Genomic DNA, 26,808 nt, shown 5'->3' on the forward strand with positions numbered 1-26,808 from the left:
CCTCTCGGTTCTTTTAGTGCAGTTCCAGTCGACGCGACATGTCAGAGGCGAAGACACCGTGTGGGTCAATCTCATTGCGGGTGTCCAGCCAGCTCTGCATCTCGGGGTACATCTGGTGGAAGTTAGCGGCGGAAGTGCGCGACTCCTTGGCCAGGTAGAGGCGGCCGCCGAACTCCATGACGCGCTTATCCAAATCATCGAGGAAGGCGCCGAGACCCGGTTTGATCGGGAAGTCCACGCAGACGTTCCAACCCGGCATCGGGTAGGACAGCGGAGCGCGGTTACCCTCGCCGAACAGCTTGAATACGTTCAGTGCCGAGTAGTGGCCGGAGCGCTGGATATCGCGGACAATCTCCTTGAACGGCTCGACGGCCTCGCGCGGAACAACGAACTGGTACTGCAGGAAGCCCTTGGAACCATATCCGCGGTTCCACTCGCCGATGAGATCCAGCGGCTGGTAGAACTGCGTGAGGTTTTGCACCTGGTTGCGGTAGGTACCGGACTTCAGCCACCACAGCTCACCAATGCTGATCATGGTCAGCTTGTTCATGGTGAAGGACGGGAAAATATCCGGCACAGTCACCAGCTGTGGAGCGTTGAACTTCAGCGGATCTTTGGCCAGCTTCGGGGCGTATTCCTCCAGCTGAGCCAAGGTTGCCAGCGAACCGCGGGAAATTGCGGCGCGTCCCAGCTTCGGCTCCGGTGAGATGGCGTCGAACCACGCGGAAGAGTAGGTGAAGTTCTCCTCGGAGCCATCGGAGTGGAACTCGATGGTCTCGTCCAGAGTGTGGGTCATGTCGCCGTCGGCGATGAAGTAGGCCGTCTCGGTCTTGGTCATCTTGATCCGAGCGCGGACAATAATGCCGGTCAGGCCCATGCCGCCGACGGTTGCCCAGAACAGCTTGCCGTCCGGGTCGTCTGCAGAGCCCTCCGGCTCAAGGTGCAGGATACGGCCGTCAGCGACCAGTAGCTCCATCGACAGCACGTGGTTGCCGAAGGAACCTGCGGAGTGGTGGTTCTTACCGTGAATATCCGGACCAATGGCACCACCGATAGTGACCTGGCGAGTTCCCGGCAGCACCGGCACCCACAGGCCGTAGGGCAGTGCGGCCTTCATCAGCTGGTCCAGCGTGACACCGCCGTCGACATCAACAATCGCCGACTCCTGGTCAATGGAGTGGATCTTGTTGAGCTTCTGCATGTCGATGACCAGACCGCCCGAGTTCTGGGCGGGGTCGCCGTAAGAGCGGCCCATACCGCGGGCAATTACACCGCGGCGCAGGTGGGCAGGCTTGTCGGAGTTCTGGTCTGCGACAGCCTTGACGGCGTTAACGATTTCATCCAAGTCCGGCGTCGACAGCACCTGGGACTTAGCGGGGGCGGTACGACCCCAACCGGTCAGGGTCCTGGCTTCTGTGTGTACGGCTCCGTAGGCACCGTTCGAAGCATCGGTGCTGGACTTGCCGTTAGTGTTAGTGGACATCAAGGCTAGGCTACCCCTTTGCACCGGCTCCGTCGCCCGTGACGCTCCGAGGTGTTGGTCACGCTTGAGGTCGCGCACGGGCCGTCGGAAAGCAAGCGAAATGTACGGAGAGACTATAGATCCATAATTTTTCGGATCTCTTCCGGCAGCATTTCCTGCGAGGTGATCTGCGGCCCGTCGTACGCCTCGAGTGCGCGGTAGACCTGTGCGCGTTCCTTGCTGTCGAGGATGGGCAGTTCCTCGGCGAATAGCATGACCATCTGGTTCGACAGCGGGGTGTTGGTGTACTCGGCGGCCATGTTGATGGTTTCACGCGGCTTCTTCTTGAAAAAGTCGAACATGCGATAAAGGCTACCCCGCGTGGGATCCGTCACTCGCGATACCATCAACCTCATGACTTCCACGCCTGCTGCTACTCCGCAGACCCTTGCCGTATGTAGTTCCACATCGCCCGTTGTCATTTGGCATGTGGAGCTCTCGCCGTCCTTTGCAGGCGAGAGGTTGTCGGGTGCATGGCTGGTGGATCCGCTTGACGACGGAGCCCTGGAGACCGCCACCAATCTGCTCACCGGTTGCTTTGTTGCGTCTGTGACCGCGGGCGATGGTGACGGTGACGCTGCGGCAGAGAGTGCAGAGAGCGCTGAGGGGGCGGACCTGCTATCGCATGCGATTGAACAGGCAGGGGCCACGGTGGTGGACCTGCCGGCATCGGTGGCCGGCATTCGTGACCACATCGGACAGCTGCGTGCTGCCGCGAAGGAAGAGAAGGCCAAGCCCGGCAAGGGAAATCTGACGGAGCCGCGGTTCCCCAAGGTCAACGACGTGGAGGTTATTGATTTTCCGCATGTGGGCGAAAAAGTCGCAGGGCCGGTGCTGGGGCTTGCCCGCGGGGTAGAAGAGCTGGTGGCGCAGTGGACCGCGGTGGAGTCGCAGCGCCTGCGTCGCAAGTACTTGGTAGAGCCATGGGGTGCGGAGCCGCGCCAGATTCCGCTGGTAAAAACGCGCGCATTGTAGCGAGTTTTTGCCATCCAGGCCACATTGTTTTTCCTGCGTACGCTGTGAGGTATGGCAGCACAGACCGATAACGTAGTCGCCTTCCCAGGCGTTCGCGTGGCCACGGAACCGGCCACGCTCATTATCGGTGCCTCTTTAGAGGAAGAACCGTGCAGTGCCCACCGCGTCTTCGGGGTCAATGACCAGATGGATCTGCGAAGCCTGTCCCGCGTGTTAGCGGTCATCTTTGGGTGGGGCGACGAAAGCGTGCCGACGAAGTTTCACCTGCCCAGCTCTGCGGTGGAGTCTGCGGCGCAGCTGGTGACTGGCGGCAGACCCGCAGCGGTCGGAGTCGTCGATGTTCCCTTATCCACCACAGTTGCCGAGGTGCTGCAAAGTCCCGGCGATACTCTTATCTGGCAGTGGGGGCTGTGGGAACATACCTTGCAGGTCAGGGAAGCTTTTGCCCGCGATGAGGCCACCCCGGATGCCCTGTGTATCGGTGGCTCGGGCTCTATCCGCGCACTGGGGGATATGGACGCGGAGGAGCCGGTAGATATTGCCGCAATCAATAGGGAACTGACCGGACGGGACTCTATTCAAAATACGTTGGCCACCGCTCGTGCCGATGTGGTGGACATCATCGAGAGGTCGGGGGTGTTTGAATTCGTGCCCCTGTTACAGGCTCTGGACCTGCAGAGGTCGGAATCAACCGCGCTTGAATTGACCGGGGAGGCGGGGGAGAGCGTCGTTAAGCGATTGCGCGCATTGCCTATAGAGGACGCCGAGAAAGACCCAGCCGGGCACGATGCGGCATTGGTGGAGCTGCTGTGTTTGGCGGCGCTGACCTCGGATGAGCTACGGCATGATGTGGCGGCGCATGTCATGGAGCGCCTCGGCTGGGAGAGCGACGAGGGCATCCCGCTATCCGGCGAGGACGTTGAGGAATTGGCGGCGGCTAGTTGGGCGGAGATGAGCGCGTTGGGGCTAGCTGGGGAGGATGCGCTCTCGCCGGTGGAGCGGCTGGATCTGCTGCGTGAGGCGCTGCGGCGTTAGTTCTTTTCTCCTCTTTATTGCCTGTTTATGTTCGCGCTGGCTGTTTGTTAGCTGGCCGGTGGCCTAGAATTCCTAGGCGTGTCAGCGAATGAAACAGCAAATGAAAACCCGAACCGCGACAACGGCAAGCTCGGAAACGGCTCCCACGAAAACGGTTTTGTCGTAGAGGACTCGGCCGCAGTGCCAATGGCGACGGAGACCAAGGACGAGCACGGACTGAAAGTGCAGATGATGCGCTTTATCATCTCCGGTGTCATCGCGGCGGTAGTGGACTTCGGCCTGACGTTCATCATGCTCAACGTCTTCGGGGCGACCAACTTCTGGGGCAAGACGGTCGGCTGGGTTTTCGGCACGATTACGGCGTACATCATTAACAGCCGCTGGACCTTCAAGTCGAAGTCCTCGGCGAAGAAGGTGCTGGCAGTTGCGGTGCTGTACTTGATTACTTACGCCACACAGGTCGGCATCTTTAATGTGTTGCAGCCCTGGCTTGTCGAGGCCTGGGATTGGAACGCGCAGTGGGCACAGTTCGGCGCATTCGTCGTCGCACAGGGCGTTGCGACGGTAATTAACTTCATCATTCAGCGTGTATTCATCTTCCGTGTGAAATAGCGCGATACGCTGGGGGACGTGACTTCGACTGCTTCTAATAAGGAATCCACTCAGCTGACCGCCGAAACCGATGTTGACATGCTGACTATTCAGCGCGTGCTGTTTGCTCCGCCCGCAGACTGGGTGGAGCCGGATTTGTACTACCGAGTCGAAGGCGTTGGCGCCTACGACAGCTCGGTGCAGGCCACCCGTAACTCGATCACGCTCGGTCGCCACACCGTGGTGCGCACTGACACCTACTTCGGTCGCTTCCGAGCTTCTTACTGGCAGCGCTGGACCTCAATTAAGCAGGTCGAAATCCGTGCGCGCGTGGTCGGTTCCGCGCGTGTGCTGGCCTACACCGAAGATATTGGGGGCCACCTCCGCTTGGAGGACTCCTGGGCAGCGGGCGGCTCGGATGCCGACGGCAACTGGACCGGTGAGCATTCGCCGATGTCGGGTTCTGCCAATGAAGAGGTTCGCCTGACCGTTCCGCTGGACCGCTTCGCCGATGGCGGTGCCATTCACCTGCGCTTCGACACCGAGGACGCAGGCGCAAAGATTTCCGATGTCCGCTATGTTGTGCCCAAGTCGGCTATCAAGCGCGATATTCCGACTGACCTGGTCATTTGTTCTTATAACCGACCGGTTGACTGTGCTCGAACCGTCGCTACGCTGGCTGAGGATTTGCCAGCCCTTGAGCGCGTTCGCACCATCCGCGTCGTTGACCAGGGCGAACAGCACCCGGCCGACGAAGCCGACTTCATCCAGGCCAAGGAGATCCTCGGCGAGCGCCTGAACGTTGTCCACCAGCCGAACCTCGGCGGCGCCGGCGGTTTCTCCCGCGGCATGCGCGACGCCACCGCTGCGGGCGACTGCATGGTTCTGCTTACCGACGACGACATCCGCCCCGAGCCCGAAACCACCCTGCGCCTATCCGCCCTGGCCGTATGCGCGGAAAAGCCGATGCTGCTCGGTGCGCAGATGCTCTTCCTGTTCAACCCGACCAGCCTCTTCCGCACCGGCGAGACCTACAACTGGAAGGCGCTGACGGTCGAGGAGAACGACCCCAAGTTCGGTTACGCCGACGTGGACGTGCGCAAGTACCACCAGCTGCGTCGCCTGGGCGTTGACTACAACGCCTGGTGGACCTGCCTGGTGCCGTCCGAGGTCATTAAGAAGATTGGCCTGGCGCTGCCGCTGTTCTTCCAGTACGACGACATCGACTACGGTTTCCGCGCCGCCAAGGCCGGCTACCCGACTGACACCATTCCGGGCGCCGCCGTCTGGCACGCCGATTTCTACTGGAAGGACATCGAAAACGCCGCCCAGTACTTCGGCCTGCGCAACTCCCTCATCGCCGCCACCATGCACGGCGATGTCACCGCAAAGGACATGGTCAACGTCGCTTCACGACGAATCCTCTCGAACCTGGTCTCCATGCGCTACGGCCTGGCCTGGACGCAGATGGAAGCTGTTCGTGACCTGCTGCGTGGCCCGGAGGTGCTGAAGAACGCATCGCAGGGCGACTTCGCTCGCATTTCTGCTGGTCGAAAGAACTTCCCGGAGACCGAGCTGCTGCCGATGCACGAGATGCCGGGTGGTCTGACTCCGGTTCGCCCGCCGTCACACGAGATTTCCAGCGAAAACAAGACGATGGCAAAGCGTTTGGCTTATACGCAGATGGGTAAGAAGCGCCCGGGACCGGTGGCTGTGGCCTTCGAGGACTCCTTCTGGTGGCACATTTCCACCTTCGACGATGTTTGGGTTACCGATGCCTCCCAGAACGGTGTGCGTCACCTGGTCCGCGACCTGGATAAGGAAAAGTCCATGCGCGCCGAGACCATCAGCCTCATGCGCGAACTGTCCTCCAAGTGGGACGACCTTGCGAAGCAGTGGCGTGCCGCCGTGCCATCTTTGACCAGCGAAGACAACTGGGAAAAATTCTTCCAAGGCGAGTAGTTCTTCAATCATGACCACGCACACACCCACGCCTTCGACTAGCTCAGGTGGCAAAACCCGCAAGCAGCTCATCACCATCTTGGTGCTGCTGGTGTTGATTATCCTGTTGCTGGCTCTGTTCCTTTTCCTCCAGGTTTCTGGGGAACGGGGTGGCGATTCGGCGGCTGCCGAGGGTGGGGCGTCGTCGTCAAGCGAAAATGGCGATGCGCAGGTGCAGGCGCAGGCGGAGAAGGCCGTCGTTGTGTACAAGCAGGTGCTGGCGAACCCGGCGCCACTGCAGACTTTTGTCGGAGAAGTTAGCCCCGGTGGGGCGATGAAATATGCGCTCGTGCATCTTGATGATGGGTGCGTGCCCGAGCTGGTGCTGAACTATGGCACAAGTGCGATGAGCGCCGAAATTGATGCGATTGGTGTCTACGGCGTTGACGAGAATGGTCAGGAAATTCAGTTTCAGAATTCCTACCATGACGGCGTGACTTCTGTGGGCGGTGTACGTCGCGCTCTTCAGCGAGCTACTGGTCAGCCGGGTATGTTCTCGTTTTCTGCAGAGAGGATGGGGCGCGATCAGGAAGATTTGCTGGTGACGCGCCAGGGCAATGAGCTGGTGGAAACGCCTGCGAATCCGGGTGCCGGGGAGTTCGAACAGTTTAACTGGATTCCGGCTGACAACCTGGATGTCGTCGAGGCCATTGCTGCTGGTAATGACTGCGCGCCGGGCTCGGGCTCGAATGGTACTGGCGCTGATGGTGGTAACGGTGGCAACGGTGGCCCGAATCCGACGGCGGGGCAGTCGGCTTCGGAGTCGGGGGCTGGTTCGGGTTCGCAGTCTGGGGCTTCGGGTTCGCAGTCTGGGCCTTCGGACTCGGATTCTTCGGCGACAGCGTCTGGAGCCAATTCGCTCACGGGAACCGTGAAAGTGTTCCAGACCAGAGCGGAGGTTCTTGCCTATGAGCAGCGACAGGATCCAAATCCTGGTGCGCAGGATAAAGGTCCCTATGCCATCTTGGTGTTGGATCAGCCGACCGAGGTAACGGCGAAGCTATCTGGGCAAGGCGGGCCGGATACGCGTGTGATTGAAAAAGCCGTAGTCAATCCCGCTCTGCACAACGATGGTGAGCACACAACAATTACCTTCGCCGACGACGAATACTACTGGCCATCTGACCCGGGAGTTCCTTCTGGAATCGTTCTCGAGAATGCGCCGCGGAATTAGCCTGAACTAGTCTCTACGCAGTTATCCACAGCCGCCAAATTGTCCACAGAAACGGGCAATTCGGCGGCTTTTCTGCTGCCAATTTCCGCGGGGTCGACCATAACTAAAGGCACAAATCCCAATTCCCGCAGCCAAGCTGCAACCATCCTCGGAGAGCGTGCCTAAACCAATGCCTAACTGGACTTACGATTCCGATGGCCTCATCCACGCGGCTTCGCAGAAACAAATCAAGCATCCTTGTGAATATGTCAGTGCCAAGTCAGAGCTGGATAATCTGCACGGGCACGTCGGAAGCGCAAATATTCGAGATGGATCCCTGCTCAGACTGGCGTACGGCACCTACATCGAGTGCTCTCGCTGGAATGCGCTGTCAGCATTCGAACGTTTTCAACTGCAGATAAAGGCACTGGTCAAGCCAGGTTCCGGGACAATCATTACGGGCGAAGCAGCCGCTGCGTTGCATGGCATCCCGGTGCTTGTTCGAAATGCCACAATCGCGCTTGCCAATTCCGGCCTGCGCCGACCTGGCGGCGGATTGCGCCATGTCGGTGGCAAAATCCTCGAACAAGACATCGTTCGCATTGGTGGGCGCTGCGTTACCGATGTGCCGAAAACCGTCATCGATATCTGCCGCACCGCCGAGTCCGAAAACGGGCCAGTCATCGTTGACACCGCACTGCGACAGTGGTGTGACCTCGAAGAACTGCACACCGTCCTCACAAATTACCCACGCTCGCCGGGGACCCGTCGTGCCCGTGAGCTCCTTCGAACTGCCAGCGCACACAGCGAAACTATCGGTGAGTCAATCACAAAGAAATGCATAATCGACTCAGGAATTGCCACGCTTTACGACGAAAAATGCGTGCTCATGCAGCAAGTCGAGTTCTATGACAGTGAAGGATTCATTGGGCGCGTCGATTTTTATGTGCCTCATCTGAATTTGATCATTGAGTTCGATGGGCTGACTAAGTATTCCGGTGGCGGGGTAGCAGCTACGGAGACTGTGCTTCTGAAAGAGCAAGCTCGCGAGAAGCGTCTGCGAAACCTCCACTTAGATGTACTCCGCTTCCAATGGTCACAGGTCATTAATGGGGACTGCGTGGAGGTCTTGCGACAGTTCGCTATTCGACAGAGGCAGCGCATTCAGGCCGGTGGGTTGGTATTTTCGTCCGAAGTTGGGCGTTTTCGTCAAGCCACTGTCCCGTATAAAGATCGGCAGCTCCGTGAGTCCAGAATCCAGGAGCGTAAGCAGCGTTTGCAGCTTCTGGAAAATGCACCGGCCTCGCGCGACTCCCGCTGAGTTCGGCTTCTGACCTATTGCAATTGTGCTGACTTATGGCCAACTTTCCGCCACTTGTCGATGACTTTTCAGGACTTATGGCCACGCTGTTGGCCTGGCCCGCGCACTTATCGTAGGACTATTCACTTATGCGCAGGCTGTAGCGCATCGATGAGTGAATACCTCATCGATATGTCAGTGGAGGAGAAGGGAACCAGGGGTTAGGTAACACTTTTGCGCACTGAGCACTCGAAATGCGGACTACACGACCCGGGCGAGATCAAATATGCAGGCCAGCGCCACAGCCTCAGCCCCACCAGCCTCATCAGCCTCAGCGCTTGCCCGAACCCACCAGCCCCACCAGCCGCAACGCCAGCCCGAACTACTTCGACTTCGGATCGAAGCGCTCGAAGTTCTCCGCGCGCCCCTGCTTCAGTAGCTTGAACCAGCGGTAGAAGCCGCGGACATCGCGGCGCTGGACCAGGAAGAACCAGCCGAAGCGCAGGAACTCCTGTGGCATGAGCTTGCGCATGCCAGGCTGGCTCATCAGGTAGCCGCGGTTGCGGTAGGTGAAGTAGCGCTTGAAGTCATTGGTCGGGTACTGCGTGTGCATCTTGCCGCCGAGAATGGGAACAAATTCACCCGAACCGGAGGGGTGCAAGTAGGCCGTCGTCAAGCATGTGCCGAACCGGAGACCGGAGCGGACCAGGCGGCGGTGGAATTCGACCTCGTCGCCGCGGATGAACAGGCGGTAGTCGGGAACGCCGAGCTGTTCCAGCGAGCGGGCGCTAAACAGTGCGCCGTTAAACAGGGATGCGATGCCGGGCAGGAGGTCGTGGTTGCCGTCGATGGTTTCGAGGTCGCTAGGCAGTTCGAGTCCGGTCGCAGCCTTCTGATCTGCGAAATTGGTGAACCATCTCCGCCCCTCAGAGTCGTTCACTGCCGGGAGTTTGGGGTTGATTCCGCTTTCGAAAAGCTCCTCGCGATGACGACGCCACACCAGCCCGCGGCGCAGGGGGAATGCCAGCTTGTTCGGAGCCTTAATATCGCAGACCACCGGCGAGACAGCGTCGAGCTGGTGGCGTCGCGCGCAGCTGTGCAGCGCCTTCAGCACGTAGGAGTCCTCCGGGCGCCCGTCGTCATCGGCGCACCAAATCCACTCCGCGCCGAGCGACAGCGCAGTCAGCATGCCCAGTGCGAAACCACCAGCGCCGCCCAGGTTCGTCTTGGAACCGACGTAGTGAATCTCCGGCGCCGATCCGCTTTCCGACGACTGCTGCGCCGCCACCTGCTCGGCGAGTTCCTTGACCTTCGGGTCGTTGCCGTTGTCGACGATGATGAGCCACTTCGGCATGTGGGTCTGGCTGGCAACGATGGGAAGCGATTGACGCAGGTCCTCGATGCGGTTGTGAGTCACCACGATTGCGGCCGTTGCTGCTTCATCGTGCTTTGGGTGGTCAGCCGAGTTTTCGCTCACTTCGTTCTCCATCGGGGGAAGTACCGTTTATTACTGTTTTTATTGCTGTCTATCTTGCCATGTTGCTCCGGGTGGGCAATTCCAAGCATCCGTGCCGCCCGCCAGCCGCCGGCCGGCTGCCCGCGAGCCGCTCGCTCGGCCACGATGGGGGGAACCGCGCCCGGACTCCCCGCGAAGCTACTACCGTCGCTGCGCGAGCACGCGGCGCACCTGGTCGGCGGCCTCTTTACCTTCGTAGGCTTCGACCACTTCGTCGACAAGCCCTGCCTGTCGAACCGTACCGTGATCAATCCACAGCGCCGTGTCGCACAGCTGCGCCAGGAACTCATTCGAGTGCGACGCAAACACCAGCAGACCGGAGCGGTCGACCAATTCGGTCAACTTCGTCCGGGCCTTCGCCATGAATGCGGCGTCGACGGCTCCGATGCCTTCGTCGAGAAGCAAAATCTCCGGCTCAATGGACGTGACCACGCCGAGCGCCAGTCGCACGCGCATACCGGTGGAGTAGGTGCGCAGTGGCATGTGCAGGTAGTCGCCGAGTTCGGTGAACTCTGCGATTTCGTCGAGCTTGGATTTCATCTGCTTGCGCGTCTGCCCCAGGAACAGACCGCGGATGATGATGTTTTCCAGGCCTGAGATCTCCGGGTCCATGCCGACACCGAGGTCGAACACCGGAGCCACACGGCCGCGCACATCGGCGGCACCGCGCGTGGGCTCATAGATGCCCGACAGCAGTCGCAGCAGCGTGGACTTACCCGCGCCGTTGTGGCCTACCAAGCCGACGCGGTCGCCCTCGCGCAGATGGATGTTGATGTCCTTCAGCGCCTCAATGACCACGACATTGGAGTCATTGCGGCCAATCGCACCACCCGCGGCGCCGAGGAACGCCTTCTTCATCGACCGCGATTTGGCGTCGAAAATGGGGAAGTCAACGCACGCGTTGTAAGTATCAATGCTGACCATGCTTATCCCTTGCTAGTTCTATTCGCTTTACGACGGCCTTTGCGGCCTAAACCCAGTAGCTCACGCGGGAGCGCCACAGGCGCATGGCCCCGAGTGCCAGCAACAGGCCAACTGCGGTGCAGGCGAGGACGATCCACCAGTGGTAGGTATCCACCGGCTGGCCGGTCAATGGGGCGCGGATGATTTCCAGGTAGTGGAACAGGGGATTGATCTCTGCGATGCGTGCGCGTTCGGCGACGGCACCGCCCTGTTCCTCCAGTGTCTTGGTGGTCCACACAATCGGAGTCATGTAAAACACCAGTTGAATTAGGGAATCCAGCAGTGGTGCCACGTCGCGGTAGCGCGTAGCGATGATGCCGAAGAACATCGTCACCCACACACCGTTGACCACCAGCAGTGCCATCGCTGGGATGACTAGGAAGAAGTTCCAGCCCAAATCCGGACGGAAGACCAGCACGAGAATCAGCCAGATCACCATGTTGTGGGCCAGGAAAAGCAACTGACGCCACACCAGCCTGTAGACGTGAACACTCAGCGCACTGGGCAACTGTTTGATCAGGCCTTCGTTTTCAATGAAGACGGTTGCGCCCTCGCGCACGCAGCCGGAGATGAATCCCCAGATGATCAGGCCAACGGTCACGTGTGGCAGGAAGAACGCCAGCTCCTGCTGGAACAGCAGCGAGTACAGCAGGCCGAGAGCGAGGGCCATGGCGCCGGTGGCAATGGTGATCCACAGTGGGCCAAGCGTGGAGCGGCGGTAGCGCTGCTTGATGTCCTGCCAGCCCAGCTGCAGCCACAGCTCGCGCTGGCCGAAGCCGGTAACCAGATCCTGCCAGGCAGCGCCCATGGTGCGGGAACGCGACTTGAAAGCCGGTGCCTCACCCGTTGCGTCAGTTATGCGCGCAATGTCGCGACGGAGAGTTTCCTCCGTGCGGATAGCGGAGCCATTGCGCACAGTATTGGCCGGCTGGTCGGCTGCAGCTGCGGATTGGCGATCATTTTCTGCGTTAGTCACGTCTCCAAAATACTAGCTAGGGCGGTTTAGATTGAATACCGACGGCACTGGGCGAGCCATTATTCCATGTCGTGACAGCGAACAACGGTCGCGTGGGACGGTCGTCATTGGTGGTGACGTGGTGCTTCTGAGGCTGTTTCCACGGTTGGTTATGTGACTGGTTATGTGACCCTGGAAAACTTACATACAATCGCCGCTGTAACTGCTTTATGGCATGCAGCTGGTGCATATGGTTCACGCATCGGGAGTGCTTGCGCATGGCTACAGGCAGGAAAAGTTCAGCCAATTTTAAGCAACTACTAAAAAGGGATAAAGATTATCCTATAGGGGGTTGCTTCGATAGAATTGGTTCCAACTAAGATGTGCAATCGATACACGGTTCGGGGCATGGATGCTCGATTCGTGGGTGATTGCACAGTTAACTCTGAAATAGATATCGCAGCTTGAATTCGAAACCGGGAAAGGGTTTTCATGGCCTTCGATGTGCCGACAACCAGGGGTGCTTACTCGTCGCTTTCCGACGGGTGGACATACCTCAATGCGGGTCAACGCACCCAGGTACCCGAGCGTGTCCAGGCCGCGATGATTTCTGCATTTCGCAATGCCCAGAAGTCCCTTCCTGGTGAGACTGGGGCGGGAGCTCATGGCCAGTCGCGCAGCTCGGGCGTTCCCGCTGCAGCGGAACTAACCGCCAGTGCGCGCCGGGCTTTTGCCGACCTCACTGGCGGCCCGGTCGCCGGTGTGGTGTTGGGATCTTCGCGTGCGGTGCTCATGGAGCAGTTCACGTCCGCAATGAGTCGACGCTTGACGCTCGGCTCTAATCTGGTGATTTCTCGCATTGGTTCGCAGGTCGTACACGCACCACTACGCCGAGCAGCCAATCTCTACGGAGCTCAAGTCCGCATTGCTGAGGCTGACTTGTCCTCGGGTACGTTGCCGTCCTGGCAGTTCGACGAGCTCGTAGACGAGCACACTCGCCTCGTTGTCGTCCCGGCCGCGGATCCGTTCATTGGCACCATTGCCCCGGTAGCTGACATTTCTCGGCGGGTGCATGAGTACTCCAACGCCTGGGTGTTGGTCGATGCCTCGGATATTGTCGCCTACCGCGATGTGTCGATGAGCAAGCTGGGCGCCGACATCATGCTGGTTGATGCCTCCGTGCTGGGCGGGCCTGAGGTCGCAGCATTGGTGTTCAAGGATCCCGAGATGTTCGAGCGCATGACGTCGTTAAGCTATGTGTCGAATGTGCGCGGCGTCGAGCGGATCGAGGTTTCCCCAGTGTCGCCGGCGTTGCTTGGCGGAGTGTCGGAATCGGTGCTGCACCTGGCATCGCTGGATAGCACGGCGAGGGGGTCACGTAGGCATCGCATTGAAACGGCGATGCCGCAGGTTTCTCGCTACTTGACGACGTTGTCGGAACGCCTAATTGCGGCGTTGATGACCCTGCCGCGGGTGTACATCATCGGCATGGATACCGAAGATGATTCTTTCGCGAGTGTGTCGCGGGCACAGCACATTCCGCGCGTTAGCTTCCTCGTCGATGGGGTGTCGGCGAAGGTGGTCGTGGATAGGTTGTTGGATAATGGCCTCGTGACCAGCATTGTTGATGCATACGAATCGCCACTGCTGGAGGCCATGGGCATCGATGAGGCTGGAGGCGCCGTGGGAGTTGGCCTCCAGCCGTTCAATACGCCGCACGACATTGACCAGCTCGTGCGGGCAGTTGCCTCGCTCGGTTAGCTAGGTAGCCGGTTAACTAGACGGTCAGCACAATCTTGCCGCTGACCGCGCCGCTGTCGAGCAGCTCGTGGGCCTTGGCTGCGTCGCGCATATCCATGACCTCATGAATTTGAGGGGTGACGGTGCCGTCGGCAAGCATTGGCCAGATGGTGTCCTCTGTGGCGTTGACGATGCGAGCCTTGTCAGCGAGATCGCGGTAGCGCAGGCCGGTGGCGGTGATGGAGCCGCGCTTGCTCAGCAGGCGGCCGATGTTGAGCTCGCCCTTAACGCCTCCCTGCATGCCGATGATGACCAGGTGGCCGTCCTTCGCCAGGGCCTTGACGTTTCGGTCGAGGTACTTTGCGCCCATGATGTCCAGAATGACATTGGCGCCACCCTCAGCTGCAACGATCTCCTCGAAGTCCTCTTCCTTGTAATTGATGAGGATGTCGGCGCCGAGCTCCTTGCACTTAGCCAGCTTCTCCGCTGAACCGGCGGTGACTGCGACGCGAGCACCGAGCCGCTTGGCCATCTGAATAGCGAAAGTGCCGATGCCGCCCGCGCCACCGTGGACCAGCAGTAGGTCGCCTTCCTTGGGGCCGGCAATCATCACGACATTCGAGAACACCGTGCAGGCAACCTCGACGACGGATGCGGCCTCGGTGAATGAGTAGCCATGTGGCAGTGGGAGAATCTGGCCGGCCGGGACTGCGACCTTTTCGGCGTAAGCGCCACCGGAGAGAAGGCAGCAGACCTCGTCGCCGACTTTCCAGCCCTGAGAGTCGCCCTTGACCTCTTCAATGACACCCGCGCACTCCAGGCCGAGAGTGTCGGTCACGCCTTTCGGTGGCGGGTAGTGGCCAGCGGCCTGCAGTAGGTCAGCACGGTTTACGCCAGCGGCCTTGACCTTGACCAGCACCTGCCCATCCTCGAGAGTCGGTTCCGGAGCATCGGCCCATTCCAGGGCGCGGGGGTTGGAAAGATCAGTCTGAATGATTGCCTTCATAGTCTTCAAAGGTAATGCAAAAACTGGTTATGCACGCGGTATTTCAAGCTCTTTTGCAATTAGCAAAAATAGTTATGTCTGTAGAGGTGGATGCTTGGGGTGTGGTTTCCGATGAAGGGCTTGCGAAAGGTGCTGGCAAGGGGTGTTATGAGGGCGTTTGCTGCCTTACGGCGGTATGCGGTTATGATGTTGGCGTTGGAAGTATGGCAGAGCGGCCGAATGCACTGGTCTTGAAAACCAGCGAGGGTCACACCTCCGGGGGTTCAAATCCCTCTACTTCCGCAGCTGGGAGCCCTCGGTAGATCTTCTACCGGGGGTTTCTCCATTTCTCCTAAAAGTTGGCGTATGTACTGAGGTCGGCGACGGATAGTTGGACCTTTGGGCGGTTTTCGTGGTTAACCCCGTTATGGGGTGGTCGGACGGGCATGTAATTGGGCTCTTTGGATACCCCTGAACAGCGTTACAGGGGGCAAGCTGGGGTGTTTTGTCGCGGGATGGAAAATGGGGTCAATTTCGGCAGCGGTGGGGAATAGCCATTTCAGGGCAGTGTGTATTTCTATAGTTAAAAGTATTCCAGCCGGCCCAAACCTGTAACGCATGTGCGGACATGTGACTGGTGTGACCGATGTGGCGACATAGTTTTCGATTTTTAGGTTGATGTTCGAAAAATGGCTACTTGTTGCCGCCGTCGATAGGTGTCGTATTAACTATCGCCAAGTGAATCGCACGCCGATGCATCACGCGTGCATTCCTACTGGAGAACCCCCATGTTGGCCTACTCCGACCACAAGTCTTCGCATCGTTAAAAGGAGCCCGTGACAGATGGCAACTCGCACCGTACGTAACCGCAGCATTGCTCGCATTGCTGCACTCTCTCTAGCCGCAGGTATGACCTTTGCGGGATTCGGTAATACCGCACATGCTCAGGAACTGCCGAGCATTGATTCCATCACTCAGACCGTCACCGACGCCATTGGCGAAGTCACCGGTACTGGTTCCTCCAGCGCGACGCATAGCTGGAAGAACTCCAATGTGACGCGATCCGTTGAGGTCAATGGTGTCGCGGGTGCCGTCGTCAAGCCTGGCGATGTCGTGACCTTTACTCTGACCTACACGGACAACAACATCTGGGGTGCGAAGTCCTACATTCAGCGAATGACCGATGTCATTCCGGATGGCCTGCAGTACGTGGCCAACTCGGCGACGTACAAGGTCGGCGACGATGAGTGGGCGGATCCGAACGAGTCGGATAAGTGGCTGGAAATCGTTAACAACGGTGCGGTGGAGTTTAAGGCCGGCACCATCTTTCAGGCATGGGGCTCCCCGACCACGTCGACTGTGAGTTTCAAGTGGCAGTACCGCGTCACGGACGCGATTGCCGACGGTGCGTTGAATACGGGAACCGAAATCCACTTCAACCCGAGCAATTCGGTGGAGAAGCTGCATGACATGGGGCCGAAGCTCACTGTGAAGCGGGAGGCGCCGGCTCCGGGTATTCCGGGTGTTCCGGGTGGCTCGCTGGGCTCCCCGAGCCTGCAGTCGCCGGGCTTCCAGTCCCCGGGGCTGCCGTCGCCGGGGCTGCCGTCGCCGGGCATTAACCGCTAAGTAGTTTCCATCTGCGCACTTTCATCTCGATAGTTCTCAGGTCTCACAGAAAGCTTCTCAACATGTACAACGCACACGCCCAGACCACTAAGGCCTCTCGTCCGCGACGTCGCTCCCGTACCGCCATTGCCGCAGTTACCCTCGCAGCTGGCTTGACCTTCGGTTTCGGCGCTCCTGCCATGGCGCAGTCCCCGGGTCTGCCCTCGCCGAGTCTGAACTCGCCAGGACTTAATTCGCCTGGTCTGACCCTGCCGGGCTCGAGCGCCCCGAAGGTGAAGCTCGGCACTGTCGGTGGCCCGATTTGGTCTGCTGATGTTTACTCGCAGATTATCCGCGGTAAGGAGGTCCGACCGGGTGACGAGGTCACCATCCGTATTGAGGTCGTCGGCGTCAATGGCGAAGGCAAACTGCGGGGAATCGGCCACAACATCCCGGCTGACTTTGAGCTCGTTCGTGTGACTCGCCAGTCGCAGGACAATATCCTCGGTGGCGGTATTTACACGCTGAAGGAGGGGGAGTACGTCAACACCGAGCGCAACGGTAATCGTCAGGTGCGCCTGTCTTGGACGGAGGGCGGCTTCCTCGGTGTCTTCAAGGACAACCCGACTGTCAGCAGTTCGAAGTCTGTCTCCGTTGACTTCACGTACAGGGCTCCAGGCTATGAAGGTGAGTTCGACAACGGCGGCTACGCCAACTTGGGCGCGGCTTTTAACCCGACCGCGAACTGGGTCGTTGGCGGCGAAAAGGTAGTCGTGAACAAGAATGCGAAGCCGTCGTGGTGGCCGTTCTAACGACTGTTCGAGGTCGCGATTAGCGGCAGTTCTCTCTGAGGGATAAGTAAAAACTTCCCCCGGATAGAGAGCGAATTGCAGAACGTAAACCCCCGGTCGCATGCGGTCGGGGGTTTCGTGTGTCCGAAATCTGCCACAGGTAATTTTGCGGAGGTAATTTAATTGCTCCGACCAACGTGTACTGTGGCCTGAAACAATACGGGCAAATTGCTAAAACCGGTAAGCTCGGTCTTGCTGTAATACAAACCCAGCGTCATGCTGGCGGACGGTATTGAGGGAAAAGGTCGAACAATGGCAACGAATCGGAGCAACCACTCGGACGACTCGTTCGGTGAGTGGAGCATAAATCCGGGCACGTCAGATGATCAACCGTCCGCTGATACGCCGGCAAATGCGTGGAGCGCTGTGGATGGGTCACAGTGGGAGCAGCCTGAGGGGCAGACCCAGTATCTGCAGCAGCAGTATCCACAGTCCCAGCAGCCTGAACCATACCGCCCTGCCCCCTATGTTCCAGGTCCGCAAGCTGGTCCGGCTGCTGCGCCGCGCAATGACAACAAGGGGCTGACCATCGCGGTTATTGTCCTGGCACTCGTTGCGGTCGCTCTCTTCGTCGGCGCAATGGCTTACTTCTACTTCTCCGATTCGAAGGGAGTGAATTCGGCCGGCAGCAACTCGCCCCAGTCGGTTCAGTCCGCTAGTGCTGAGGATTCCTCCACGTCGTCGACTGCTGAGCAGAAGCGTCGCGCTGAAGGGTTCCAGCCGCCATCGAATTGGCGCCACTGCTCCGGCTCAGGCGATCCGGGTGATTTGAACTTGGTATATGCAGAAGATGTCGGCGGTAACACGACGACCTGTCAGTTTGCCACCAACGTCCGCAATTCCTTCGTTGAGCAGTATCAACTTACGAAGAAGCTCAACGGTACTGTCACCGCTAGCAGCCCAACAACAGGCAAGACATACAGCATGACCTGCCGCGATAACGGTGAGGTTGTCACTTGTACCGGCGGTACGAATGCGACGGTGCACATTGTCTAAACGTCTCCGAGTAGCTCTGGCCGCAACCGCCGTCGTCACGCTCGGCCTTAGCGCCTGCACCATCGGCACCGACTCGGCGGACATGCCGTCGCCGACGCTATCCAATCCGCTTGACGACGGCCCCGGCGGAGCATCCTCCGACGGGAAAGTTGTGCCCGGTGAGATGCCTCGCGAAGTTGTCGAGGCAGTGAAGTCCGCGCAAAAGGAACTCGGTGGTCTGGCCGGCGCCGCTCTGGCAACGCCGGATAAGGATTCCGAAGTGGTTGCCACAGGTGACTTCAAAACGGGTCCGGCCTGGTCTACCTCCAAGGTGCCGATTGCGGTGGCTTATGTGCGCCAATCGGGCGTGGATTCCCTGGTCGAAGCCGCAATCACGGTTTCCGATAACGATGCGGCTGAGTCCATGTGGTACTCCCTGGGCGATGACGCGACCGCGGGCGCGACCACCGACGAGATTCTCCGAGAGGGCCACGACACCCGCACCGTCATGGGCACTGACCGCATCCGTGCGGAATACACCGTCTTCGGGCAGACGCAGTGGGATTTGCGCGACCAGGCTATTTTCGGCGCCAATTTGCAGTGCATCGAGGCGGGCCCAAAGGTCGCTGACCTCATGGGACAGATTGCCGACGAGCAGTCCTACGGCCTCGGACGCATCCGCGGTGCCCACTTCAAGGGTGGGTGGGGCCCAGATGATGAAGGTGTCTACCTTGTGCGGCAGTTCGGCTATCTGCCGGGCAAGAAGCCGGGCACCTTCGTTGGTGTCGCTATCGCAGCCCAGCCTGACGACGGCACCTATGAGACCGGCCAGCAAATGCTTGACCGCATCGCAAAGGCGATTGAGCGCAGCGGTGGCGCGACCACCGGCCGCGCCGGTAGCTGCTAGCTGAGCGATAGCTGTTAGCGCTCAATTCCTAGCGCAGCCAGCAGCTGCGAGGTCTCTTCCTCAGTAGTGATGGTGATGCGAGCACCTTCGCCGGCAAAGCAGCGGATGAGAATGTTGCGCTGCGCCAGGAAGTCACCGAGATCCGTGGTGGTGGCCACCGAGACGTCGTCAAGCAAAGAGAGATCCGCAATCCGACCCTCGTCAATCCAAATGAAGTTGGCCTGCGAGTTCGGCAGCACCGTCTCGCGGCCGGTGGCGGCGTTGATGGCCTCTGTGACGGCGACGCGCTGTGCGCGGACCTCAGCAATGCGGGCGGTGAGCTCTTCCTGTGCGTCGAGCGAGGTGAGCGCGGCAATCTGCGCGAGAGTGTTTACGGAGAAGGGGATAGCGACCTTATTCACGGCCTCCACAAGCTTCTCCGGGCCGAACATGTAGCCCACACGAAGCCCGGCCAAACCGTAGACCTTGGAGAATGTGCGCAGGCCAACCAGGTTGGGGTAGGTATCCAGCAGCTCATGCGCCAACGGGGTAGCAGCATGAGTGGCCTCGTCCACCAGCTCGATGTACGCCTCGTCGAGAGCGACCACAACATCGCCCGGAACCTGCGCCATAAACTCCGCGAATGCCTCGCGAGTGATGGTCGTGCCCGTCGGGTTATTGGGATTACAGACGAAAACCAGGCGCGTGCGGTCGGTGATAGCCGCAGCCATTGCCGAAAGATCATTGCGACCCTGCGCATCCAGCGGCACCGGCACCGGAGTAGCCCCGGCGACGCGAGCGAGAATGGGGTAGGCCTCGAAGCTGCGCCACGGGAACACGACCTCATCCCCATCCGCACAGGTGGCCTGCACGAGCTGCAGGCACAGAGCGGAGGAGCCGCAGCCGACCGCGACCTGCTCCATGGGCAGACCCAGGTGCTCGCCGAGCTTAATGCGCAGGTCAACCGCGCCCATGTCGGGGTAGCGGTTCGGGCTGGTGGTTGGGTCAGCGATGGTCTGCGAGATGACCTCCACCACCGAGGGCAGTGGCGGTTGAGTCATTTCATTGGACGCGATCTTCAGCGCGCCGGGCACAGCCTTGCCCGGGACATAGGCCGGAACCTGCTCGAGGTCGGCGCGGGTTTTGGGCTGAACTGAAGATGCATCGTTGGTCATAGGCCTAACTGTAGAACATGGCCCGGATTGGGCAGTACAGAATCCCCGCAAAATCCCAAGGTGTGGTCGCTATTTGTGGCGCCGTATTTGGTGGCTCCGCGGGTGTTTTGCTTTTCAATTCTTGTGTTCTGTAGGATTGGCTGCGGTTATTTGGTCTCGTCCACGCAATGGCGAACAGCTTTGCTGAAGCGGGACCGATGCCAGTGGTTTTGGAGGCGTGCCAGAGCGGCCGAATGGGGCTCCCTGCTAAGGAGTTGCCTGTCTTGCGACGGGCCGGAGGTTCGAATCCTCTCGCCTCCGCCACACGCGCCCGTAGCTCAACGGATAGAGCATCTGACTACGGATCAGAAGGTTAGGGGTTCGAATCCCTTCGGGCGCACCATGTAGACCCGCACCTTGTAGGTGCGGGTCTTTTGTATTTATTACCTGGCAGCGCGAGCCGGGGCATTGCGGGGCGGGGGCAGCGAGGTCCTTCACTTGTGGCCAGGGTTCGGTCACATATCGATGGTTTCTCGTGACCTGTCGATGGTTTTGCGCCACTTATGCGCACGCTGTGGGTGCTACGTGTGCACTTGTCGATGCACTGTTCACTTGTGGCCAGGCTATAGCGAATCGATGGGTGAACTATGCATCGATAAGACAACGAACCAGCTCCCTTGCTTCAGCAACGCGCAGCAACAGGTAGCAAAGCGCAGCAACAGGCACCAACCCGGACCTGCCGACCGACTCGCCACCTCTCTGAGCCGCCACGGCCGTACCTCCAACACCCCCGCGCAGCCTTTGCCCGACCGAATCCGATTAGCCTGGCCTTGTACTTGGTCAATCGGGGCTTCCGCCCCGCGCCGCCTCCGCCCCGCGCCGTCCACCTCGCGTACCGAGGGACATTTTCCTATCCTGAACAGTTGCAATAGACTTAGACCCCGGTTGCCCTCCCCGTATTTCGATAGGAGCCTTGATGGACGCCCGTCTAGCCGTTCGCCGTAAGCCCGAGTTCCGCAATGAGGAAGCTACGCTGCTGTCCTCGATCGGCCAGGACGGTGAGGTGGCAATCTACTATCTCTACGATGCTTTCGATGCGACGGAGGAGGACCTCGTCGCGCTGCGTGAGTCGGTAGTTGCTGATTCGCGTGTCGACGAGCTGGCCGAGCTCCCGACGCCCGCCGAGCTGGGGAACTACCTTGCTGTCGAGCCTCTTCCTGGCCAGTACGACCAGCGTGCCGATGCCGCCGAGCAGGCCCTGCGGCTACTCCGCCCGGAAACCCGCGCGCAGATCACCTCGGCAACGCTGTATGTTTTCGACGCTCCGGTGAATGACGCCGTACGCTCCTTCCTCATTAACCCGGTCGAGTCGGGGGAGAAGAACCTGAACGTCCTGCGCCGTCCGAGCATGGGCGAGATTGAGCCGCTGAAGGAGTACCCGGGCTTCACCGAGCTGGATGACGAAGGCCTGGCCGAGCTGCTCGCAGCCGACGGCATGGCCATGTCGCTGGCCGATCTGAAGACCATCCAGGACTACTTCCGCTCCGAGGGCCGCACTCCGACCGAGGTGGAGCTGTCCGCGCTGGATACCTACTGGTCAGACCACTGTCGCCACACCACCTTCAACACCGAGCTGACCTCCATCGAGAACAACGAGCCGCGCTTTGCCGCGCAGTTGGATCGCGCGCTGCGTCGCTACGACGAGCTGCGTGAACTCAACGGCCGCACTCACAAGCCACGCACCCTGATGGACATGGGCACCATCATGGGCCGCGAACTGCGTCGCACGGGCGTGATGGATGACCAGGAAGTTTCCGAGGAAATCAACGCCTGCTCCGTCTACGTCGACGTCGAGGGCGATGACCGCAAGTGGCTGCTCATGTTCAAGAACGAGACCCACAACCACCCGACCGAAATCGAGCCGTTCGGTGGCGCCTCCACCTGTCTCGGCGGCGCAATCCGTGACCCGCTGTCAGGCCGTTCCTGGGTCTACCAGGCCATGCGTCTGTCCGGCGCAGGTGACATCAACACTCCGCGCGAGCAGACCCTCGAGGGCAAGCTGCCGCAGCGCGATATCTCCTCTCGTGCCGCAGCCGGCTACTCCTCCTACGGAAACCAGATCGGTCTGGCCACCACTGGTGTGCGCGAGCTGGTCCACCCGGGATACGTCGCTAAGCGAATGGAACTCGGTGCCGTCGTCGCCGCTGCCCCGGCAGACAACGTCAAGCGCCTCGAACCTGCGCCGGGCGATGTGGTGATCATGCTCGGTGGCCGCACCGGCCGTGACGGCGTCGGCGGTGCGACCGGCTCGTCGAAGGCCCACGATGAGGACTCGCTGGGCCGCTCCGGCGCCGAGGTGCAGAAGGGTAACCCGGTCAACGAGCGCAAGATTCAGCGCCTGTTCCGCCGCGAGGATGTCGCCACCAAGATCGTCCGTTGTAATGACTTCGGCGCTGGTGGCGTGTCCGTTGCGGTTGGTGAGCTGGCTGACTCCATTGATATTCACCTCGAGCGCGTGCCGCTGAAGTACGCCGGTCTGAATGCCCGCGAAATCGCGATTTCCGAGTCCCAGGAGCGCATGGCGCTGGTCGTGCGCCCGGAGGATGCCGACTTCATCATCGCCGCCGCTGCCGAGGAGAACATTGAGGCCGTCGCGCTGGCAGACATCACCGACACCGGTCGGCTGCGCATGTTCATGGGCGACGAGGTCGTGTTCGACCTCTCCCGTGAGTTCATCGACACCAACGGCGCCGACCGCGCCCAGAACGTCGAGATGGTTGCTGCGGAGGGCGGCGTCGTAAAGCAGGCACCGGCGAGCGTGCTGGAGTCGCTACGTGCGGCGACGGCGGGCTCCCAGGAGGGCATGATCGAGCAGTTCGACTCGACCGTCGGCCGCTCCACCGTGCTCATGCCGTACGGCGGTGCGACGCAGAAGACCGACGAGCAGGCGTCGATCCAGACGCTGCCGGTCGATGGCGGCACGAGCACCGCATCCATCATGACCTGGGGTTACTCGCCATCGCTTGCCGACGAGTCCCCGTACCTCATGGGTTCCTACTCCGTCGTGGAGGCACTGGCTAAGCTCGCAGCGGCCGGTGGCAATCCGCGCGGTGCCTGGCTGAGTGTGCAGGAGTACTTCCAGCGCCTGGACCAGGATCCGAAGCGGTGGGGCGAGGTTGCGCAGGCTCTGCTTGGCTTGCTGGAGGCTCAGGACGGCTTCCAGGTTGCGGCCATTGGCGGTAAGGACTCCATGTCCGGCACCTACGGTGAGGACCTGCACGTGCCGGCGACCCTGGTGACCTTCGCAGTTGCCGCGATGGACGAGACCGACGCCGTATCCGCTGCAATCCCGGCAGGTAACTTCGACCTCTACCTGTTTGCGCACAAGCCGCTCGAGTCCGGGGAACCGAACTACGAGCAGCTCAACGAACTGTTTGCCGCTGTGCGCGAGCTGCGTCCGGCTGCGGCCTCGGCTGTTACCAATGCGGATCTGGCTGCGTCCCTGGTCAACATGGCTGTGGGCAATGGCGTGGGCCTGGAGGTATCCCTCCCGGAGGCTCCGCTGGGCTCCATCGTTGTGGCTGTTCCGGCTGGTCAGGATGTTGAGGGCGCTGTGAAGATTGGTACCACCGACGATTCGGGCACGCTGCGCTTCGGTGAGGAGTCCTTCACTGTCGCCGAGGCTCTGGAGGTAATGGAGTCCGGTTACCGTGAGGTATTCCCGCTCAATGACTACGAGGGTGAGGCCCTGCCGGAGTTCGCTAACCAGGTCAGCGAGACCAAGACCGACCTGCAAAGCCCGGGCAAGAAGGATGTCCACGTGCTGCTGCCGGTCTTCCCGGGTACCAACTCCGAGTACGACATGGCCGAGGCATTCGTCGCAGCGGGCGCTACCTACGAGTTCCACGTAATCCGCAACCTGACCCCGGCAATGCTGGCGGAGGACACGAAGGCGTTCATCGAGAAGCTTCAGGATGCCGACATTCTGGCATTCTCCGGTGGCTTCTCCCTGGGTGATGAGCCGGACGGATCCGCCAAGTTCATCGCCGCGTTCCTGCGTTCCGACGATGTCGCAGCCGCCGTCAAGGAGTTCGTGGCCGACAACGGTCTTGTGCTCGGTATTTGTAACGGTTTCCAGGCGCTGGTCAAGTCCGGCTTCCTGCCGTACGGCGACCCTGCGCAGCTCCGCGAGGACTCGCCGACCCTGGCCCACAACCGCCAGCTGCGTCACGTGTCCCGCATCGCTACTACTCGCGTCGCGACCGTGGATTCCCCGTGGCTGCGCGATTTCGAGCCAGGCCAGACCCACCTCATGCCGGTTTCTCACGGTGAGGGCCGTTTTGTGGTCTCCGAGGACGAGGCCCGCCGCCTGTTCGAGGCCGGCCAGGTCGCTTTCCAGTACGTCGATGCCGAGGGCGTGCCGACGATGACAGCGCCAGCCAACCCGAACGGTTCTTCCTACGCCATTGAGGGCATTGTCAGTGCTGACGGCAGGATTCTGGGCAAGATGGGCCACCCGGAGCGTTTCCGCGAGGGGCTGATGCGCAATATTCCGGGCATTGGTGAGCAGGACATCTTTGGCAACGCTGTCCGCTGGGTCCGCGGCGAGTAGTTCCTCGGTTTCTTCGTTACCTCGGTCAGGGGTACCTCGGTCGGTCCTGTTCGGATAGGCCGGGGTAACCGCTACGAAACCTGTTGTTAATGTGCAACGAATATGTACTTGAATAAGTGCCGAAAAGGTTGCTTGAACAGGCGATTTTGTAAAACTTAGCAGGATGAGTAAAGTATCTATTCGTTGCAGGGGCCGAGGGAATTACCCCAGAGTCGCTGAATAACAACAAAATGCGCCCGTAGCTCAACGGATAGAGCATCTGACTACGGATCAGAAGGTTAGGGGTTCGAATCCCTTCGGGCGCACAACGCAGACCCGCACCGGTAAGGTGCGGGTCTTTTTGTCTGCCCGACTTATCGATGGTTTTCCGGCACTTATGCGCGCGGTATTGGCTTTGCCTGCGCTCATATCGGGTTAAGTAAAGAAAAGTGTGTCTTTTCCGGGCGTGTTGCGGTTATTTGATCCAGCCTTTTTGGATGCCGAGGTTGTGTTGGTAGCTGGTGTCGATGGCGGTGTCGTATTCTGCTGGTGCACCGATGTCATTGGTAGTGGCTGTGGTGTTGTGGGTGATCAGGTCTGTTGCTGTGGAAAGTGCGTCTTGACCCCATCGTTGGTCCCTGGCGATCTTGACCGGATCGTCAGGGACTTCTGTATGTAGATACAGCCACCAATCCATCACTGTGCGTTGATGCGGTAGTGATAGTCCGCGGTGTCTGCGGGCTAGTTCTTTTATGGGGGCGTTGATGCCACCTTCGAGGCTGTTTGTTGTTGCTGCAAGGTTGTCGGGGTCGATGGTTGTTGGTGGGGGTTGCAGGTAGGTAAACAGCAGGTCTCTGCGGTGCAGAGATAGCAATGATTGATAGGCCGCTCGGACGCGTTGGTGGGTGTAGACCTTGGTGTAGGCGCCGGTAGCAGGGTCTTTGATGGTGGTTTTCTCGTTCATCCATTCCCGGTAGGTGTGGTCGAATTCGTGCAGGTGGGCGACCCATGTGGATGCTTGGTCAAGGTCGGTGATGCGAGTGAGTTTCAGGGCTAGGCGGTAGAGGGTTTTGCCGGCATCGGTGCGGGGGTTGCTGGTGGTGTGGCGGCGGACTGTTCGTTGGGCGTGGACGAGGCAGCGTTGGATGCGTGTTGTTGGCCAGCAGTGGTGGATGGCTGATTGGGCACCTTGTCCGCCGTCTGTGACTGCGATTAGTGGTGCGGCAATGGGGCGTAGGAGTTCGGTGTAGGCGGCGGTGGTTTCGTGTCTGGCCCAGGTCCAGTTGATGACGTGGGTTTTACTGGCTGCGATCAGGAGGCATCCGGACTTTAGATAGGTCGCGTCGAGGAAGATTTGGTCATGGATGCGGAATGAGTCGATGGTGGGTGTGGGGATGATCCACCAGCACCATCGGAATCGGTGGTGCATGGTTTGCCTGGTTACGCCATGGTGTGCGGCGAAGGTGGTTAGAGATTGGGTGCCGGTGGCCCATTGGATGAACAAAGCCATGGTGGCGGTGTTTTTGTTGTGGGTTTGGGTGTTGCGGGTAAAGGAGTGTCCGCAGTGGGTGCAGCGCCAACGGGTGGTTGATTTGCTGGTGGTGCCGTTTTTCTTTGTGTTGTTGCCGCATAGTGGGCAGCTGGGGCGGTTGGTGGTCATCCTTTAATCCAACCGGTGTGCGGTTAGCACAAATGTGGCCGGAGGTGCGGGATGGTGTGGGTAATAGCTTTCGGGGAGCTATTCTTTGGTGATTTGTGGTGTGTGGTCTGGGGTTATGGTGGCATGCGGACACACTTTTCTTTACTTAACCCCTCATATCGATGAGCTATTCACTTGTGGCCAGGCTATAGCTCATCGATATGTGAATACCTCATCGACAAGTGAATACCGCCCACGAGCCACCCATGAGCCCGTCCACCCACGAGCCACCCATGAGCCACCCACGAGCCACCCGCACCCGAATCCCCAAACCCCAAAACCCAGCGCCTCAGTATTCGAAGCATCTCAAA

The 26,808-nt window shown here is 59.9% G+C and carries 20 protein-coding genes and 4 tRNA genes; 16 read left to right on the forward strand and 8 right to left on the reverse strand.

Annotated features, from left to right (window positions below; all coding sequences use genetic code 11):
* Positions 1-13 precede the first annotated feature (13 nt).
* Entirely contained in the window at positions 14-1,483 is a 1,470-nt protein-coding gene (locus tag HMPREF1206_RS02480) for an FAD-binding oxidoreductase (RefSeq protein WP_016421825.1), read from the reverse strand.
* Between the two features lie 113 nt (positions 1,484-1,596).
* Entirely contained in the window at positions 1,597-1,824 is a 228-nt protein-coding gene (locus HMPREF1206_RS02485) for a hypothetical protein (protein WP_005510976.1), read from the reverse strand.
* Between the two features lie 19 nt (positions 1,825-1,843).
* Between HMPREF1206_RS02485 and HMPREF1206_RS02490 the strand changes: the two genes are divergently transcribed.
* From HMPREF1206_RS02490 to HMPREF1206_RS02515, 6 genes are all read left to right on the forward strand, one after another.
* Positions 1,844-2,497, forward strand: coding sequence for a hypothetical protein (locus HMPREF1206_RS02490; RefSeq protein ID WP_016421826.1), 654 nt, complete (start codon positions 1,844-1,846; stop codon positions 2,495-2,497).
* Positions 2,498-2,548: 51 nt separating this feature from the next.
* Positions 2,549-3,532, forward strand: a complete 984-nt coding sequence (locus HMPREF1206_RS02495; protein WP_016421827.1) for a hypothetical protein — start codon at positions 2,549-2,551, stop codon at positions 3,530-3,532.
* A 78-nt stretch (positions 3,533-3,610) separates the two neighbouring features.
* Positions 3,611-4,144 carry a GtrA family protein gene (locus HMPREF1206_RS02500; RefSeq protein WP_016421828.1) on the forward strand — a complete coding sequence of 178 codons (534 nt, stop codon included), beginning with the start codon at positions 3,611-3,613 and terminating at the stop codon, positions 4,142-4,144.
* A gap of 18 nt (positions 4,145-4,162) precedes the next feature.
* Positions 4,163-6,085, forward strand: a complete 1,923-nt coding sequence (locus HMPREF1206_RS02505; protein WP_016421829.1) for a glycosyltransferase — start codon at positions 4,163-4,165, stop codon at positions 6,083-6,085.
* A gap of 10 nt (positions 6,086-6,095) precedes the next feature.
* Positions 6,096-7,298 carry a hypothetical protein gene (locus HMPREF1206_RS02510; RefSeq protein ID WP_016421830.1) on the forward strand — a complete coding sequence of 401 codons (1,203 nt, stop codon included), beginning with the start codon at positions 6,096-6,098 and terminating at the stop codon, positions 7,296-7,298.
* Positions 7,299-7,467: 169 nt separating this feature from the next.
* Complete coding sequence (locus HMPREF1206_RS02515) at positions 7,468-8,598, forward strand: hypothetical protein (RefSeq protein WP_016421831.1); 1,131 nt, start codon at positions 7,468-7,470, stop codon at positions 8,596-8,598.
* 361 nt (positions 8,599-8,959) lie between these two features.
* On the opposite strand, the gene HMPREF1206_RS02520 is transcribed toward HMPREF1206_RS02515, so the two are convergent.
* The 3 genes from HMPREF1206_RS02520 to HMPREF1206_RS02530 all read right to left on the reverse strand — a co-directional run bounded on the left by HMPREF1206_RS02520 (position 8,960) and on the right by HMPREF1206_RS02530 (position 12,032).
* Positions 8,960-10,066, reverse strand: a complete 1,107-nt coding sequence (locus HMPREF1206_RS02520; protein WP_042388319.1) for a glycosyltransferase — start codon at positions 10,064-10,066, stop codon at positions 8,960-8,962.
* Positions 10,067-10,234: 168 nt separating this feature from the next.
* Complete coding sequence (locus tag HMPREF1206_RS02525; RefSeq protein ID WP_005510871.1) at positions 10,235-11,017, reverse strand: ABC transporter ATP-binding protein; 783 nt, start codon at positions 11,015-11,017, stop codon at positions 10,235-10,237.
* Between the two features lie 46 nt (positions 11,018-11,063).
* Positions 11,064-12,032, reverse strand: coding sequence for an ABC transporter permease (locus HMPREF1206_RS02530; RefSeq protein ID WP_016421833.1), 969 nt, complete (start codon positions 12,030-12,032; stop codon positions 11,064-11,066).
* A gap of 471 nt (positions 12,033-12,503) precedes the next feature.
* On the opposite strand from HMPREF1206_RS02530, the gene HMPREF1206_RS02535 reads away from it, so the two are divergent.
* Positions 12,504-13,772, forward strand: coding sequence for an aminotransferase class V-fold PLP-dependent enzyme (locus HMPREF1206_RS02535; protein ID WP_016421834.1), 1,269 nt, complete (start codon positions 12,504-12,506; stop codon positions 13,770-13,772).
* Positions 13,773-13,788: 16 nt separating this feature from the next.
* Here HMPREF1206_RS02535 and HMPREF1206_RS02540 read toward each other — a convergent pair whose 3' ends face one another.
* Complete coding sequence (locus tag HMPREF1206_RS02540) at positions 13,789-14,757, reverse strand: NAD(P)H-quinone oxidoreductase (RefSeq protein WP_016421835.1); 969 nt, start codon at positions 14,755-14,757, stop codon at positions 13,789-13,791.
* Between the two features lie 197 nt (positions 14,758-14,954).
* Here HMPREF1206_RS02540 and HMPREF1206_RS02545 point away from each other — a divergent pair.
* From HMPREF1206_RS02545 to HMPREF1206_RS02565, 5 genes are all read left to right on the forward strand, one after another.
* Positions 14,955-15,039: transfer RNA gene (locus HMPREF1206_RS02545), tRNA-Ser, on the forward strand.
* 540 nt (positions 15,040-15,579) lie between these two features.
* Positions 15,580-16,362 carry a hypothetical protein gene (locus tag HMPREF1206_RS02550; protein ID WP_016421836.1) on the forward strand — a complete coding sequence of 261 codons (783 nt, stop codon included), beginning with the start codon at positions 15,580-15,582 and terminating at the stop codon, positions 16,360-16,362.
* A gap of 62 nt (positions 16,363-16,424) precedes the next feature.
* The gene (locus HMPREF1206_RS02555) at positions 16,425-17,153 is read left to right on the forward strand and encodes a hypothetical protein (RefSeq protein WP_016421837.1); all 729 of its coding nucleotides are present in this window, start codon (positions 16,425-16,427) and stop codon (positions 17,151-17,153) included.
* A gap of 291 nt (positions 17,154-17,444) precedes the next feature.
* Entirely contained in the window at positions 17,445-18,188 is a 744-nt protein-coding gene (locus tag HMPREF1206_RS02560; RefSeq protein ID WP_016421838.1) for a hypothetical protein, read from the forward strand.
* Complete coding sequence (locus HMPREF1206_RS02565; protein WP_101688002.1) at positions 18,181-19,074, forward strand: hypothetical protein; 894 nt, start codon at positions 18,181-18,183, stop codon at positions 19,072-19,074. The genes HMPREF1206_RS02560 and HMPREF1206_RS02565 overlap by 8 nt, the downstream gene beginning before the upstream one ends.
* A gap of 14 nt (positions 19,075-19,088) precedes the next feature.
* On the opposite strand, the gene HMPREF1206_RS02570 is transcribed toward HMPREF1206_RS02565, so the two are convergent.
* Complete coding sequence (locus HMPREF1206_RS02570; RefSeq protein WP_016421840.1) at positions 19,089-20,228, reverse strand: histidinol-phosphate transaminase; 1,140 nt, start codon at positions 20,226-20,228, stop codon at positions 19,089-19,091.
* A gap of 211 nt (positions 20,229-20,439) precedes the next feature.
* Here HMPREF1206_RS02570 and HMPREF1206_RS02575 point away from each other — a divergent pair.
* From HMPREF1206_RS02575 to HMPREF1206_RS02590, 4 genes are all read left to right on the forward strand, one after another.
* Positions 20,440-20,531: transfer RNA gene (locus HMPREF1206_RS02575), tRNA-Ser, on the forward strand.
* Positions 20,532-20,534: 3 nt separating this feature from the next.
* A tRNA-Arg gene (locus HMPREF1206_RS02580) sits at positions 20,535-20,610 on the forward strand.
* 573 nt (positions 20,611-21,183) lie between these two features.
* A complete protein-coding gene (locus tag HMPREF1206_RS02585) occupies positions 21,184-24,819 on the forward strand; it encodes a phosphoribosylformylglycinamidine synthase (RefSeq protein ID WP_016421841.1) in 3,636 nt (1,211 codons plus the stop codon).
* A gap of 232 nt (positions 24,820-25,051) precedes the next feature.
* Positions 25,052-25,124: transfer RNA gene (locus HMPREF1206_RS02590), tRNA-Arg, on the forward strand.
* 149 nt (positions 25,125-25,273) lie between these two features.
* Here the strand turns inward: HMPREF1206_RS02590 and HMPREF1206_RS02595 are convergent.
* Positions 25,274-26,458 (reverse strand): IS256-like element IS3503 family transposase, encoded by a 1,185-nt coding sequence (locus HMPREF1206_RS02595; protein WP_011018353.1) that lies wholly within the window; start codon positions 26,456-26,458, stop codon positions 25,274-25,276.
* Positions 26,459-26,808 lie beyond the last annotated feature (350 nt).

It is taken from the genome of Corynebacterium sp. HFH0082 (genome assembly GCF_000411235.1).
In the GTDB taxonomy this organism is placed as follows: Bacteria; Actinomycetota; Actinomycetes; order Mycobacteriales; family Mycobacteriaceae; genus Corynebacterium; species Corynebacterium jeikeium_D.